The organism is Bacteroides sp. f07 (genome assembly GCF_042854785.1).
Classification (GTDB): domain Bacteria; phylum Bacteroidota; class Bacteroidia; order Bacteroidales; family Bacteroidaceae; genus Bacteroides.
In genome coordinates this window covers 971,500-986,488 of the sequence record NZ_BAABXI010000003.1, presented here as the reverse complement: position 1 = coordinate 986,488, position 14,989 = coordinate 971,500, and the positions used below count along the sequence as shown (strand labels likewise).

Sequence of the window (14,989 nt, the reverse complement as noted above, 5' to 3'; positions counted from 1 at the left end):
ATGACGTAAGATGAGAAAATATATTATTTGCATATTCATGGTTTTAGGTGGATGCCTCTTTTCATTTGCCCAACATCCGTCCCTTCTTTTCACACAGGAAGAAGTGAACGAAATTAGGGCAGGGAAGGGGACAGTACCCGCATTCGATAAATCTCTTTCTGAAGTGTTGACCGCAGCCGATGCGGCAGCAAGCTCTCCTGTCTCCGTTCCGGTTCCGATAGATGGTGGTGGCGGTGTGGTACACGAACAGCATAAATCCAATTACTATGCCATGTTTCATTGTGGAGTTGCCTATCAGTTGACAGGGGATAAGAAATATGCCGCTTACGTAGCTGATATGCTGGAAGCTTATGCCAAACTATACCCCACTTTAGGGTTCCATCCCTTACAACTTTCCCCCGTTCCGGGACGTCTGTTTTGGCAGACGCTGAATGAAAGTGTGTGGCTGGTACACACAGCGGTTGCTTATGACTGTATCTATAACACACTCTCACCCAAACAGCGTGCCACTATTGAGAAGAATCTCTTCGTTCCGATGGCGGACTTCATCATGGACGGTATGGGAGACAACCATGCAAATAACAAGACTTTCAATAAAATGCACAACCATGCTACGTGGGCTACGGCTGCTGTCGGTATGATTGGTTTTGCAATGAATCGTGAAGATTACGTGAAGAAAGCGCTTTACGGCTCTGACGAAACAGGCAAACGGGGTGGCTTTATCCGCCAAATGGATTACCTGTTCTCTCCCGACGGTTACTTCACGGAAGGGGCGTACTATCAACGTTATGCCATTTGGCCTTTCGTCATCTTCGCCCAGTGCATCGAGAATAAACTGCCGGATTTGAAAATCTTCGACTATCGGGACAACATTCTTTCAAAAGCCCTCTTCACATTGGTACAACTTTCGTATGAAGGTGAATTTTTCCATATCAATGACGCCTTGCTGAAAGGGCTCTCCGCACAGGAACTGGTATATGCGGTAGACATATTGTATAACGTCAATCCTTCGGAAAAATCACTGCTGTCTGTTGCAGATAAACACCAGCATACCTATCTCCCTATTATCGGCGGTTTCAAAGTAGCCCGTGATATTGCCCGCGGAGAAGCTGCCCCGATTACCTATCGCAGCGGTGTATTCCGTGACGGACGCAAGGGAGATGAAGGCGGCATAGCTGTAATCCGCTCTACAGATTCTAATCTGAACAGTGCCCTGACACTGAAAGCTACCTCACACGGCTTGAGCCATGGACATTTTGATAAACTGACAATGGCTTATTACGACAATGGAAACGAGATTCTGGCCGACTACGGTGCTTCCCGCTTCCTGAATATCGAAGCCAAGTACAAAGGGCATTATACCCGCGAAAACCAATCGTTTGCCAAACAGACAATCGCGCATAACACATTGGTAGTAGACGAAACATCCCACTTTGCCGGAGATATAAAAATCTCTTCCCGTTATCATTCGGACATCATCTACCATGATTTCGACAACGGACATTTTCAGGTAATGGTGGCGAAAGACACCAATGCCTATCCCGGAGTAGAGATGAAACGTACACTGGCTTACGTGACTACCCCTTTCCTGCAATTCCCGCTAATTCTGGATGTGCTGCAAGCAAATGCGGACAAGGAGTACCAATACGATTACCCTATCTGGTATAACGGACACTTCGTTTCCCTGAACTTCCCTTACACCAAAGCAACTAACGAACTGAAAACTCTTGGCACGAAGGACGGTTATCAGCATCTTTGGCTGGAAGCCTGGGGACAGAATAAGAACCGGAATACATCGAGCTTCACCTTCGTTAATAAGAATCGTTTCTATACTATCAGTACGGCTACTACTCCGCAGACAGAGATGAAAATGCTTCGTCTGGGAGCCAATGACCCTGATTTTAACTTGAGAAACGAAACCGCTTTCCTGATAAGGGAAAAATCACGGAAGAACCATACATTTGCCACTTCCATTGAAACACATGGAGAGTATGATGTGGTAATGGAAACTTCCAGTAACCTGACTTCATCTTGCGAAGAAGTGAAAGTGTTGATGGATACGGCTTCCTATACAGTGGTGAAAGCAACTTATAAAGGCGGGCATTCCGTACTGCTTTGCCTGAGTAACACCGATACTGACAAAGAAAAAGAACACCGTCTGACGGTCGAAGGCGTCATATATGCCTGGAACGGTCGTTGCGGAGTATTTATGAAATAAACAAACCATTAATAGACAAAAGTATGAAAACATGTAGTGAAACTTATCAGTTTGAGAAAGATTTGAAGTGGGAAAATCCTGCTCCGGGTGTGAATCGTCAGATTATGGCGTATGACGGCCAGTTGATGATGGTCAAAGTGAAATTTGACAAAGGTGCGGTAGGAACCATGCACGAGCATTATCACAGTCAGGCAACTTACGTAGTAAGCGGCAAGTTTGAACTAACCATCGGTGACAAGAAAGAAATCCTTTCTGCCGGAGACGGCTATTATGTAGCGCCCGATGAGTTGCACGGCTGTGTTTGCCTCGAAGCCGGTATCCTGATTGATACGTTCAGCCCTGTGCGTGCAGACTTCTTAAACCTGTAAACGTATGAAGGTAAAAGGACTCCGATGGATGGTTATCGGGTTAATCATGCTGATAACCATTATCAATTATCTGGATAGGGGGACGCTCAACTATATGTGGGTGGCTAATATCGACTATCGCCTGGTTCCCGAAGCGGATGCGTTGGCAGATAAAGGTAATCATGCCGTCTTGGCAGGAGAGCAGTATATCCTGACAGCCGCCAACGGCAACCGGGATTCTGTCAGCGTAGCTAACGTACAGATGAAGGAGAAAAACGGCGTTACATTCGTGACCAATCGCGAAGGTATTGCCATCGACCTCGGCTTGATAGACCGCAATGACCCGGATGCTTCGCAGAAAGCGAAAGACATTCTCGGTCTGATAACTATCTTCTTTATGATAGCATACGGTATCAGCCAGCTTGTCTCCGGGAAACTGTACGACAAGATTGGATGTCGGAAAGGTTTCTTCTGGAGCGTACTCATCTGGGGTGCGGCGGATGCATTGGCTTCTCTTTCACGGGGAATCTTTTCGCTGACTTTCTTCCGGATGATGCTCGGATTGGGTGAAGCCGGCCCGTGGCCCGGTACAACGAAAAGCAATGCCGAATGGTTCCCGCAGAAAGAACGCGCTTTCGCACAGGGACTGTTCGGGGCGGCAGCTTCCATCGGTTCAATCCTTGCACCGATTATCATCCTGATGCTCTTCATAGCTTTTGGTTGGAAACTGACTTTTATTGTAGTCGGCGGATTGGGATTAATCTGGTTGATTCCCTGGCTGATTATCAATAAGGAAGGGCCGAAGAAGCATCCCTGGATTACAGAAGAAGAGCGTACTTATATCCTGAGCGGTCAACCCGAACAGGAACTGAAAACCGAGGATAAAGGAAAAAGCTGGGGCGAACTGCTCCGGGTGAAGAAAAACTGGTCTGTCATTTTAGGACGGTTCTTCCTCGACCCTATCTGGTGGATGTTCGTGACATTCCTGCCGTTATATCTGGCAGATGTGTTCCACTTGAATATCAAAGAAGTGGCATTCTCCGCTTGGGTTCCGTATGTAGGTGCGGCATTGGGAAGTATTGCCGGTGGCTGGTATTCCGGTTGGCTGATAAACCGGGGACATACGGTGAATTATGCCCGTAAGGCAGCGATGCTGCTTGGTGGGATTATCATCATCCCGTCTATCCTGGCGGCTATCATGTCTACTACGGCTCCTGTTGCTATCATCTTTATGGCGTTGGTGTTGGGAGGCTTCCAGTTCTTCATGACGAACTTGCAGACCATTCCGAGCGATTTGCACAGTGGCAAGTCTGTCGGCTCGCTGGCAGGATTGGGCGGCGCTTCGGCCGTATTGGGTACTATTCTGGCAATCCTTTTTGCCAGCTATATTACGAATTGGATATTATTATTCAGTCTGTTGGGAGCTTTGGTGCCGCTATCGTTGTGCTCCATCTTCCTGACAGTAGGAGAGATTAAACAAATAGAAAAATAACCGTATTTTAAAAACAAGACAATTATGAAATTAGAAGGAAAAGTAGCCATCGTGACAGGTGGCGCACGCGACCTTGGCCGCGCAATATCAGTGAAATTGGCAGCAGAAGGTGCAAAAGTTTGCCTGAACTATTTCGACAATGAAGCCGATGCACAGGAAACATTGGCACTGATTAAAAACGTCGGTGGCGAAGCAATCGCTGTCCAGGGTGATATGACAAAGGCTGCTGCGGTAAAGAATCTTTTTGCAGAGTGCAACAAGGCATTCGGCGACAAGGTAGATGTATTGGTGAATGTAGTGGGCGGCATCGTAGGCCGTAAGAAAATCACCGAACAGGACGAAGACTGGTATGACTTCCTGATGGATGTCAATATGCGTTCCGTATTCCTCTGCACACGTGAAGTGGTTCCGATGATGCCGGAAGGTGGTTCTATCGTCAACTTCTCTTCATTGGCTGCCCGTGACGGCGGTGGCAACGGGGCTTCCATGTATGCAACCGCGAAAGGTGCGGTAATGACATTTACCCGTTCTATGGCGAAAGAGCTCGGCCCTCAGGGAATCCGTTGCAACGCTGTCTGCCCGGGTACGATTGCCACTTCTTTCCACGACCGTTTCAATACGCCGGAGAACCGCGAACGTATGAAAGGTTCTTACGCATTGCGCCGTGAAGGAACTGCCGATGAAGTTGCCGACCTGGTTTGCTTCCTCGCTTGCTCCGAATCTTCTTACCTGACAGGTACGAACATTGATATCAACGGTGGTTGTTTCTTCTCTTAAAGAAGAAATCTGATACCGTCATTCCGAACGTAGTGAAGAATCTGCCCTTTTGCAGATACAAAGAGCAGATTCTTCGCTTCGCTCCGAATGACATACTTACCTACTTTAAAGAAAATAGTTATGAGACGAATCTTTACTATATGGGCTGTATGCCTCTGTTGGGGAATACTGAATGCCGCTCCCTTAGGCCCGTTTAATGCGACTTTGCTTGAACAGCTAAAAAACGACTATCAGAAAGGTGACAAAGAAGTTACCCGGTACATTGAACTTCAGGAAAAGGTGGCAGAGAAATATATAAAGATGACTCCTCTATCGGTAACTGCCAAGAAAAAACTTCCCCCCAGCAAAGACCCCCGGGATTATATGACTTTATCTCCTTACTGGTGGCCTGATTCGACCAAGACCGACGGACTTCCCTATATCCGTAAAGATGGCGAACGCAATCCTGAAGTCTACGAATACCCCGAACGTGAGAATGCCAACCGTTTCGGTGATGCCGCTTACTGCCTGGGAGTACTCTATTATATCACAGGAAAAGAAGTCTATGCCAAAGCATGCGCCCATCATTTGCGGACATGGTTTACAGACCCGAAACTGGGCATGAACCCGAATATGACCTACGCACAAGCCGTGCCGGGCATGAAAAATATGAGAGGTTCGGGCTTCATTGATTCGCGCCGTTTCAGTCGTGCACTGGGTGTCGCCAAATTGATAGAAGGCTCGAAAAGCTGGACTCTCTCGGATAAGAAAAAACTCGATGAGTGGGCTACCGCCTTCTGCTACTGGATGGAGAACAGCACGCAAGGGCAAAGAGAATCCCATGCTGCCAACAATCATGGCTTGTGGTACGAAGCCATCCACTTGATGGTACTGGCTTACCTGGACCGTACCGACCGTATCCGCGAAGTGGCGGAACAAAGTATTCTCCCTAAGATGGGTGCACAGATTGCCGACGACGGCTCGTTACCCCAGGAACTGAAACGAACTCTCTCCCTGCATTATTCCACTTTCGCTCTGGAAGCCTTGATGGAAGCCAACCAAATCACCAGCCAGATAGGTATCAACCTATGGAGCACCCCTGCTTCCAACGGAAAAGTAGCTTCGCAGGCAGTAGATTATCTGTATCCGTTTTATCTGAATCCGGAAAGCTGGAAATTCAAACAGATTAAACCTTTCGACCAGTCCCGCGCCGCCATTCTTCTTTATGAAGCGGGAACGGCATTGGGCAATCAGAAGTATGTCGATATGGCAAAGCGCATTGGTCTGAAATACAGTACGTCCGATGTGGAAACAATACCGTATCTGGTTTTAAAGAAGAAATAAAGTTTGAAGAAGAAATAAAATTATTCCTCACCTAATATGAAGTGATAACATGAAATTGAAATTGATTTTTTGTTTGTGTATGCTGCCGCTTTTCTGCCTTGCGCAAGAAGCGCAACCACAGCAGTTCTCCAACCGCTATGGCATGAAGATGACACGGAATGACGACGGTTCATACGCCTTGCTGTATGCAAAGAAATACGCGAAGTTTATTGATGTGAACACCATTCCCGATGTGATGGTTCCCTATACCTATCAGGCAAACCGCTTGAAAAGCAAGGATTATAAAGGAGTGACTACAAAGGACATCGTCTACAAGAAACATAAGGATTATGAACTGATACTCACGATGGACTTTGCAGAGACAGACAAGCCTGCACCGTTTGTCGTTTATATCCACGGTGGCGGATGGGCACGCGGTAATAACGGCTCGTCCCGGTCTTTATCCCAATACCTGGCGAAACAAAAGGGTATAACAGGCGTGCGTGTCTCTTATACATTGGCGCCTCAATCCGATGCAACGGTGAAAGTCTCTATCCAGGATATTCTGGACGCAGTAAAATATATACAGGAACATGCCGTAGAACTGAATATTAACCCTGACAGCTTCGGCTTCCTGGGAACTTCTGCCGGCGCGCACCTGGCGGCAGTAGCTGCGATGACTGTCCCCGGAACAAAGGCTTTCGTAGGCTATTCCGGTATTTATGACCTGGAAAAAGCTGCCATCACTATGAAAACAAAAGACCCTCAACGTATCGCATATTTCTGTGACAGAGAGCCGAAAGTGCTTCGTGAAGCCTCTCCCATTAATCTGATTCCGAAGAGGAACGTTCCCGCTTCCATGTTGGTATGTGGCACGTGCGATGTTACGGTAGAGTGCGAACAGAGCGAAATGTTCGCATCGGCATTAAAGAAAAGAGGGGGAGTCTGCGACTTGCTGAAGTATGAATACTATGACCATAACGTAAGTTCGAAGACTTCTGACAAGATGGAAGAGATTTTCTTCAAGTCGGTAGATTTCCTGACCAACCATATTAAATAAATCCAAATGAGAAAAGGAATCCTATTCTTAGCCCTTTTTGCCTTTATCGCCTGCTCCAACAGTTCGTCGGAAGTGATAGACGAGAAAGAACAGCCGAAACCGGAAGAACCGGTGGACGGCACATTAATCGCTGACGGTAATAGTGCAAAAACGTATGACTTGATTAAACGTTCGGGCTATAACCACGAAGCTCCCGACTCCTCGCGCGAACATAAGACGGAGCACTTCCAACATATTCAGCAGGTACATGACAACCAGTTGAATAAGTCTGTATTCGCTTTCTTTATCCATGCTGAGATAGACGATGACCGCGGACTGACAAACATCACCGACCGCCAACGTAATGAGATAAAGACGGATAATAAGTCTCCGAAAAACCTTGTCGGGCAAAAGGGAGAGACTATGGTGTTTCGCTGGAAATTCTGTTTGCCGGCAGGATTCCAGACGACAACCAAATTCTCCCATCTCCACCAGTTGAAGGGCATTGATAATTCATCGGGTACGGCAGACGTCAGTTCCCCGCTTATCACCCTGACTGCTTATTCCAACAGCGGCAGCAAAGGCGGTCAGCAACTGCGGATACGTTATGACAAACGTGGTGGAAGCACTACTACTCTTGCCAGTACAGACCTTGCCGGTTTCCTCGGCAACTGGGTAGAGGTGGAAGAGAAAGCCTGTTTCGGTGAGAATGGTTCCTATGAAGTAACCATCACACGCATCAAAGACGGAAAAGTTCTTTTAAAACTCGGACCTGAAAAGATGGATATGTGGCGCACGGACTGTACGGGACTTCGTCCCAAATGGGGCATCTACCGCTACTTGGGCGAAAACCGGAGTTGGCAAGACCAGTTGCGTGACGAAGAAATCCGTTTTGCCGATTTCTCCATCAAGAAACTTTAGAGAGGGATTTTAAAGAAAACCTTAGAAAAGGACAGACTGTTAGTTTTGTCTATTATGGTGGTCTCCTGTCCGGGATATACTTTCGGGTATATTTTCGGGCGGGAGATTGTCATTTTAAGGAGTGGTATATTACAATCGGTTCATTTTATAAGTTATGATTGATAAACGGAATAAATAGGATGGTTTTATTAAGTATAACTTATAAAACAGATATCTTTCCTTGTTTTATTAAGTATGATTAATGAGAATGTTTTTGAATAATAAGGGCTGTTTTCAGACATATGTGGTATGAATTTACCATATATGTGGTATTTTCCCTGAACAGAATCCGCACTATCTTTGTAATATCATAAAACAGAGGAAATTAAAAACAGATATATATGGAAAAGATAGCAAGAAAATTGACGGATTTAGTAGGTAATACCCCGTTATTGGAACTCAGTAATTATAATAAGAGTAATGCTCTGAAAGCTCGCCTGATAGTGAAGCTCGAATACTTTAATCCGGCGGGGAGTGTAAAAGACCGTGTGGCGTTGGCTATGATTGAAGATGCCGAAGTGAAAGGTGTTTTGCAGCCGGGAGCTACCATTATCGAGCCTACCAGTGGTAATACCGGGGTAGGGTTGGCTTTCGTAGCTGCCGCCAAGGGATATAAGCTGATATTGACGATGCCCGACACGATGAGCGTCGAACGTCGTAATCTTCTGAAAGCTTTGGGGGCGGAATTAGTTCTGACACCCGGTGCGGACGGAATGAAAGGAGCCATCGCCAAAGCGGAAGAGTTGAAAGCAGCCACTCCGGGTTCTGTTATCTTGCAGCAGTTTGAGAATCCTGCTAACCCCGCCATGCATTTACGTACAACCGGCCTGGAAATATGGAGAGATACCGAGGGGAAAGTCGATATCTTTGTGGCCGGAGTAGGTACTGGCGGGACAGTTAGCGGTGTAGGCGAAGCGCTGAAAATGCGTGACCCGAGTATAAAAATAGTAGCGGTAGAGCCGTCTGATTCTTCGGTATTGTCCGGTGGAAAGCCCGGCCCGCATAAGATTCAGGGAATCGGTGCCGGTTTTGTTCCAAAGAATTATAAGGCTTCCATTGTGGATGAAGTCATCCAGGTACAGAATGATGACGCTATTCGTACAAGCCGCGAACTGGCAAAGCAGGAAGGACTGTTAGTTGGTATTTCTTCAGGAGCAGCCGTATATGCTGCTGCGGAACTTGCCAAGTGTCCCGAGAATGAAGGGAAGATGATTGTGGCATTATTGCCTGATACGGGAGAACGTTATTTGTCTACCATCTTGTATGCTTTTGAGGAATACCCTCTATAAGAAGAATTTTAGAAAAAAAGAGAGAGAATAACCCTGTGGTTACTTGGTAAAACCGTATATTTGCCAAGTAACCATTTTTATTTAGTACTATGATAAACAAGACCTTAGGAATTCTAGTAACCATCCTCTTTCTATTTTCCGCCTGTAAAGACGAAGATTCTCCTCTTTCTTCTACGAAGCAGTTACTTGGCTTTTCTATTCTGAAAGGCGATAATCAAGGTAAGATTACCGATGATGTGGAAGCCTCTATTCAGGGGAGCGTGATAACTTTGGCATTAGATAAATATGATAACTTGAAGTCATTGGTTGCCATATTCGAATATAATGGGAAATCCGTCACGGCAAATGGCGTTGAGCAGGAGTCGGGGATTACCCCGAACGATTATTCCCAACCATTGGTTTTCACAGTCGAAGCAGAAGATGGGAGTAAAGAACAATATACGGTGAAAGTATTGTTGAAAGATACTAGTGTGCTTTCTTTTTTTCGTTTCTTGAAAAAGAATAATGCATTCTTAGCTGCCGATGTTTCATCTTCTATTGGAGAAAAAAGTATCATCCCCCTTGTTACATTCTCACAATCCGAGCTCATTCCTACATTTACTACGAATGCTGTAAAAGTACTGGTGGATGATGTAGAGCAGAAAAGTGGAATAACAAAGATTGATTTTGCATCTCCTGTCATTTATCAGTTTGTAATGCGGAACGGGGAAACCTTTCAATACACAGTAAAGGCTGAATTCTTATTATCTGCTGTTCCTGAATTGACTATTATGACAACAGACCCGTCTATAACGGAAATACCAAGCAAAGATTATTACTTGGAAGCAACTTTGACAGTTAATGGCAAAGGAGTCTATGAGAACTATACAGGGAAAACTGAGGTGAAAGGAAGAGGTAATTCAACGTGGGGATATCCCAAAAAGCCTTATCGACTGAAACTTAGTAAGAAAGCGGAAATCTGTGGTTTTGGAAAAGCTAAGAACTATGTGTTGTTGGCGAATCATATTGACCCTACGTTAATGCTTAATTCAGTTGCTTTCAAGATAGGCCGGTTGTTGGAACTACCTTTTACCAATCACGCAATTCCTGTAGATGTGGTTTTGAATGGCAATTACAAAGGTTCCTATCTGTTGACCGAACAGATAGAAGTTAAAGAAAACCGTGTAGACCTGGATGAGAACAACAGTGTCATGTGGGAACTTGATTCTTATTGGGATGATGAACCTAAGTTTAAATCGACTGCGTTTAATCTTCCTGTAATGGTGAAAGACCCCGATTTAACCACAGAGCAGTTTGAATATTGGAAGAAGGACTTTAATGCATTCGCGACACAATTCGCAAAAGAGCCATTAGCGGGAAATACCTATGTAGACTTGATTGATATTGAATCGGTAGCCAAATATCTGATAACTTTCAACTTGGTGCACAACATGGAGATAAATCATCCTAAAAGTATTTTTCTCCATAAGGAAGGAAATGGTAAGTATGTGATGGGGCCGATTTGGGATTTCGATTGGGCGTATGATTATGAAGGTACGAATAAGCATTTCGGGCGTTATAATACGCCATTATTCTCAAGTAGCATGAATGGAGTCGGAACTGCATTTTTCCAACGTTTCCTGCAAGATAGCCGTGTGAAAGCGATATATAAGAAAACCTGGCAAGATTTCAAGAATAATAAGTTGGACGCATTGTTACAGTATGTAGATGATTATGCTGCAATGCTTAAGCCATCTGTAGAAAGAAATAGTGAGCTATGGGACAATACTAAATCATTTAATGATAAAGTAAAGGAACTGAAAAATTGGTTGAAAGGTAGAGCAAGCTATATAGATGGTGAGGTCAGTAAACTTTAATATTGCCATAGATTGCGTTAGATAAATACTGCGATTATATTAATTAAAAATATATGATATATTATTATACCCACTCTCCACATGAGCATGGATTAGAAACCAAAGCATTGGTGGAGCATATCAGAAAACGTCCCGGAATGTACATCATCGGAAAGTGTGGAGACGGTTCATTAGAGTACGATGGCATATACACTTTATTCATGTATGCTCTTGAAGCAGTTTTGGAAAATATGCCTATAATAGAGAATACCATTTATATTAATAATACGGATAAAAGTATTTCTATTGATTGTAAACTGGCAGAATGTCCGGATTCCTTCTTTCCCAAAGATGAAAAACTACCACCGATTTATAGTAGCGGTTATATGATTTCAGTAATAGCGGCTTTGTCGAGCGAATATGTATTGGAAGATACTGTCTCTATAACGTTTACACCGGACGAATTGATTTTTGATAAAGATTTCTATTTCAGAGATAAGTTTATTAATGAGTACATTAAAAGATACTCAACCGTTAATCCTGAAATTAAATTCATATATAAAGGCACAGAGATTTTCTCACCTCATGGAATGAAGGATTTTATTGAATGGAAATTTGACAACTTGCTATTGCCGACAATTCATATCAGCGGAGAGGGAATAGATATAGCCATCAATGCTGTAAAGAACTTGAATGGTAAAATGAGAAATCAATATACTTCCTTTAATAATGTATGGAATGGTCGTTACAGCTCCGAAACAGAATCTTTTATCACTTCAACAGTTAGTGTACTAAACAGTTATTATGGCCTTTCTTTAAATATAGAAGACTATTATGGTCTTATATTACAACCGATTGATGACCATCATCCCGAAGAACATTATATGCACGAGGAAAAGTTTCCGGAAAACCTGGTTGGAGCTTTATGGATAAAGGTCGATGAACCATTTTATAACTTCAGCCAAGAACGAACTCTTAGTTCAAAATGGTTGGATAAAGCTGAATCAATCACTGTAGAGGATTTCGTGAGTAAGTTTATAGAAACAGAGCTGCCGAAATATCTTGATGATAATCCAGCGTGCGCAAAGAAACTTAGAGAGTTATTAACAACGATTCGTTGTTGATATATGCTGTAAATAAATATAAGATTGCTGATTGATGTAGAAAAAAGAGTGACAGTATATGACAATGATACCATTAGTATCCCGGGCATATACTGTCATTCTTTTTATCGGATAGCATTACTGTCTTGTAAAAGAGAATCTATCAACAAAAATTTCTACTTCATCCCTGAACTGTAGGAATAAGTGTTATATCAGAAAAAACTGATTTGAGTTTATTGTACCTCAAAACTTCCCTTCAACCGAGTATCTTGAGAAGAAGCTCCCACCATCACTGAGAAACTTCCCGGTTCTACGGTGAATTGATTATTCTTATCCCACAATCCTAAGTCCTGAGGAGTAAGGGTGAAGTTAACCGTCTGTTCTTCTCCCGGTTGCAGATGAATACGTTCAAAGCCACGCAATACCTTGTCGTAGGTGGTCACACTACTGAAATCATCGCGGATATAAAGCTGTACTACCTCGTCGCCTGCCTTTTTTCCTGTATTCTTTACGGTACATGAAATAGTAATGTTCTCTAGCGGGCCGATAACAGGCTTTGAAATTTTCAAATCTGAATAACCGAAAGTTGTATAACTTAATCCATATCCGAAAGGATAGAGCATACCGTCAACACGTACTTTACCTTTAGAGTCCGAACCCGGTTTGAACGGGAAAGCAAAGGGAATTTGTCCTACGGATTTCGGGAAAGTAACAGCAAGGCGACCGCCCGGATTATAATCTCCGAAAAGAACTTTGGCAATAGCATCTCCCATAAACTCTCCGGGGAACCAGGCATGAACGATTGCAGGGATATATTTATTTGCCCAGTTAATAGTAGCCGCTCTTCCGTCCACCATTACCAGTACGACAGGTTTGCCCGTTGCATATACAGCTTCCAATAACTGCTGCTGACGTCCGCACAAATCGAGGTTAGTACGTGAGAATTCTTCCCGGACAGTCTTTTCATTTCCACCCAACACAAGAATCGAAACATCCGAACTCTTAGCCAGTTCTACCGCTTCATCAATCATAGCCTGCTCCTGTGCATCCAACGGAACATTGTACAATTCACTTTCCGGAAAATACTTATCAATAATATCACAACCTTTCGCATAACGGACTTCCGAACCGGGCAGATACTCCTTGATTCCCTGATACACTGTCTTGATAGGTGCATGAGCAGGGCCGTATCTACAAGTCAGCTCTTTCACCTCTTCCGCATTCGGACCGATAACAGCTATCTTGCTGAGGCTCTTCGATAACGGAAGCATCTCTTTATCGTTTTTCAGAAGCACGATAGACTCCAAAGCAGCCCTCATGGATACATCCTGATGGGCAGCATTGTGTACCACCGCTTCCGGGCGACGGTCGTCACCGGGATAAGGATTATCGAAAAGCCCCATCATAAACTTGACACGGAGAATCTCACCGACACGCTGGTCGAGCGTATGCAAAGAGACTTTGCCTTCATTGATGGCACGACGCAACGGAAGAATAAAATCCTGTGGCGGAGTGAAGTTCGTACGGATATTCAGTCCCGCGTTTACTACTTGTGCTGCCATTTCCTCTTCGGTAGGAGTAATACGGTGCTTCGTGTGCAGGAACTCCACTGCTTCACTGTCCGAAACGACATATCCTTTGAATCCCCATTGCTGACGCAGGATTTCCGTAAGGAAATGATAACTGCCGGACACCGGTTCACCGTCATAGTCGTTGTATGAACTCATGACGCCCAATGCACCCGCTTCCTGGATACCTTTGCGGAAAGGTTCCAAATATAAAGTTTTCATTTCGCGCGGAGCTACGTGCGGGTCGGTACGAGTACCACCGTCACGTCCGCCTACCGGAATACTGTAAACGGCAAAATGCTTGGGAGTAGCAACAATCCCTTCAGCTTGCAGACCGAGAATCATTTGTTTGCCTAACTCGCCCACCAAATAAGGGTCTTCCCCGTAACTCTCTACGACACGTCCCCAACGAGGGTCTTGCGCAATGTCTAAAATCGGAGAATAAATATTCGTATATCCGAGTGCTTTCGCCTCATCTGCAGTGACTTTCGCGATTTCCCGAATCAGCTTTTTGTTCCACGTGGCACCTTGACCGCATTGAGCAGGGAACATCGTCGCGCGGTCGTGGCACAATCCGCGTATTCCCTCATTCGTAAAATCAACAGGAATACCCAACCGTGTCTGCTCTACAAACCAACGCTGAACAGCATGACGATTCTTCACACTATTGGCATACGGATAAGAGATTTCAGAACCGAACTTACCCAGTCCGTTCGCCTGTTCATCAATATTCCCGATACCGTCTTTCCAGATTTCCCCAGACCATCCCGCAGTAGGCCACGCATCCTTCAATACCCGTCCCGAACCGTACAGAGTAGCCATCTGACAGGTCTTCTCTTCCAGTGTCATCTGCGAAAGCAAATCCGCGATGCGGGCTTCGATAGGAGCGGCAGGGTCTTCATATACGTCCTTTACTCCGTTCTTGTTAAAGTCAATCCAAGTTTTTTTGTACATGTCCTTTGTGCTGTTCACAGGCTTGTTGCCGGTGAGACTGCCGCTCGCTAAGAGGCTGCCGGCAGATAAGAACAAGGTGAGTCCACATAGTAATTTCTTCATATC

11 protein-coding genes are annotated in these 14,989 nt (G+C 44.7%); 10 read left to right on the top strand and 1 reads right to left on the bottom strand.

The genetic code is table 11. The features are described from left to right. Positions 1-10 precede the first annotated feature (10 nt). The 10 genes from ACGHVY_RS23510 to ACGHVY_RS23465 all read left to right on the top strand — a co-directional run bounded on the left by ACGHVY_RS23510 (position 11) and on the right by ACGHVY_RS23465 (position 12,383). Positions 11-2,218: a heparinase II/III family protein gene (locus ACGHVY_RS23510; protein ID WP_390601934.1), complete on the top strand. Its 2,208-nt coding sequence runs from the start codon at positions 11-13 to the stop codon at positions 2,216-2,218. Between the two features lie 23 nt (positions 2,219-2,241). Further along, on the top strand, positions 2,242-2,586 hold the full coding sequence (locus ACGHVY_RS23505; RefSeq protein WP_390601933.1) for a cupin domain-containing protein: 345 nt from the start codon (positions 2,242-2,244) through the stop codon (positions 2,584-2,586). Between the two features lie 4 nt (positions 2,587-2,590). Next, on the top strand, positions 2,591-4,057 hold the full coding sequence (locus ACGHVY_RS23500; RefSeq protein WP_390601932.1) for an MFS transporter: 1,467 nt from the start codon (positions 2,591-2,593) through the stop codon (positions 4,055-4,057). Positions 4,058-4,081: 24 nt separating this feature from the next. Further along, positions 4,082-4,834, top strand: a complete 753-nt coding sequence (locus tag ACGHVY_RS23495) for an SDR family NAD(P)-dependent oxidoreductase (protein WP_390601931.1) — start codon at positions 4,082-4,084, stop codon at positions 4,832-4,834. A 120-nt stretch (positions 4,835-4,954) separates the two neighbouring features. After that, complete coding sequence (locus ACGHVY_RS23490; RefSeq protein WP_390601930.1) at positions 4,955-6,157, top strand: alginate lyase family protein; 1,203 nt, start codon at positions 4,955-4,957, stop codon at positions 6,155-6,157. Positions 6,158-6,206: 49 nt separating this feature from the next. Beyond that, entirely contained in the window at positions 6,207-7,196 is a 990-nt protein-coding gene (locus ACGHVY_RS23485; protein ID WP_390601929.1) for an alpha/beta hydrolase, read from the top strand. A gap of 6 nt (positions 7,197-7,202) precedes the next feature. After that, positions 7,203-8,096, top strand: coding sequence for a hypothetical protein (locus ACGHVY_RS23480; RefSeq protein WP_390601928.1), 894 nt, complete (start codon positions 7,203-7,205; stop codon positions 8,094-8,096). A 380-nt stretch (positions 8,097-8,476) separates the two neighbouring features. Beyond that, a complete protein-coding gene (gene cysK / locus ACGHVY_RS23475) occupies positions 8,477-9,424 on the top strand; it encodes a cysteine synthase A (protein ID WP_390601927.1) in 948 nt (315 codons plus the stop codon). Positions 9,425-9,513: 89 nt separating this feature from the next. After that, complete coding sequence (locus ACGHVY_RS23470) at positions 9,514-11,280, top strand: CotH kinase family protein (RefSeq protein WP_390601926.1); 1,767 nt, start codon at positions 9,514-9,516, stop codon at positions 11,278-11,280. Between the two features lie 53 nt (positions 11,281-11,333). Next, positions 11,334-12,383: a hypothetical protein gene (locus tag ACGHVY_RS23465; protein WP_390601925.1), complete on the top strand. Its 1,050-nt coding sequence runs from the start codon at positions 11,334-11,336 to the stop codon at positions 12,381-12,383. A 212-nt stretch (positions 12,384-12,595) separates the two neighbouring features. On the opposite strand, the gene ACGHVY_RS23460 is transcribed toward ACGHVY_RS23465, so the two are convergent. Next, complete coding sequence (locus tag ACGHVY_RS23460) at positions 12,596-14,986, bottom strand: glycoside hydrolase family 3 N-terminal domain-containing protein (RefSeq protein WP_390601924.1); 2,391 nt, start codon at positions 14,984-14,986, stop codon at positions 12,596-12,598. Between the last annotated feature and the right edge of the window lie 3 nt (positions 14,987-14,989).

Coding starts and splice junctions, on each gene's coding strand:
- ACGHVY_RS23495 (WP_390601931.1), top strand. CDS start 4,082: ATGAAATTAGAAGGAAAAGTAGCCATCGTGACAGGTGGCGCACGCGAC.
- ACGHVY_RS23500 (WP_390601932.1), top strand. CDS start 2,591: ATGAAGGTAAAAGGACTCCGATGGATGGTTATCGGGTTAATCATGCTG.
- ACGHVY_RS23470 (WP_390601926.1), top strand. CDS start 9,514: ATGATAAACAAGACCTTAGGAATTCTAGTAACCATCCTCTTTCTATTT.
- ACGHVY_RS23510 (WP_390601934.1), top strand. CDS start 11: ATGAGAAAATATATTATTTGCATATTCATGGTTTTAGGTGGATGCCTC.
- ACGHVY_RS23480 (WP_390601928.1), top strand. CDS start 7,203: ATGAGAAAAGGAATCCTATTCTTAGCCCTTTTTGCCTTTATCGCCTGC.
- ACGHVY_RS23465 (WP_390601925.1), top strand. CDS start 11,334: ATGATATATTATTATACCCACTCTCCACATGAGCATGGATTAGAAACC.
- ACGHVY_RS23505 (WP_390601933.1), top strand. CDS start 2,242: ATGAAAACATGTAGTGAAACTTATCAGTTTGAGAAAGATTTGAAGTGG.
- ACGHVY_RS23485 (WP_390601929.1), top strand. CDS start 6,207: ATGAAATTGAAATTGATTTTTTGTTTGTGTATGCTGCCGCTTTTCTGC.
- cysK (WP_390601927.1), top strand. CDS start 8,477: ATGGAAAAGATAGCAAGAAAATTGACGGATTTAGTAGGTAATACCCCG.
- ACGHVY_RS23490 (WP_390601930.1), top strand. CDS start 4,955: ATGAGACGAATCTTTACTATATGGGCTGTATGCCTCTGTTGGGGAATA.
- ACGHVY_RS23460 (WP_390601924.1), bottom strand. CDS start 14,986: ATGAAGAAATTACTATGTGGACTCACCTTGTTCTTATCTGCCGGCAGC.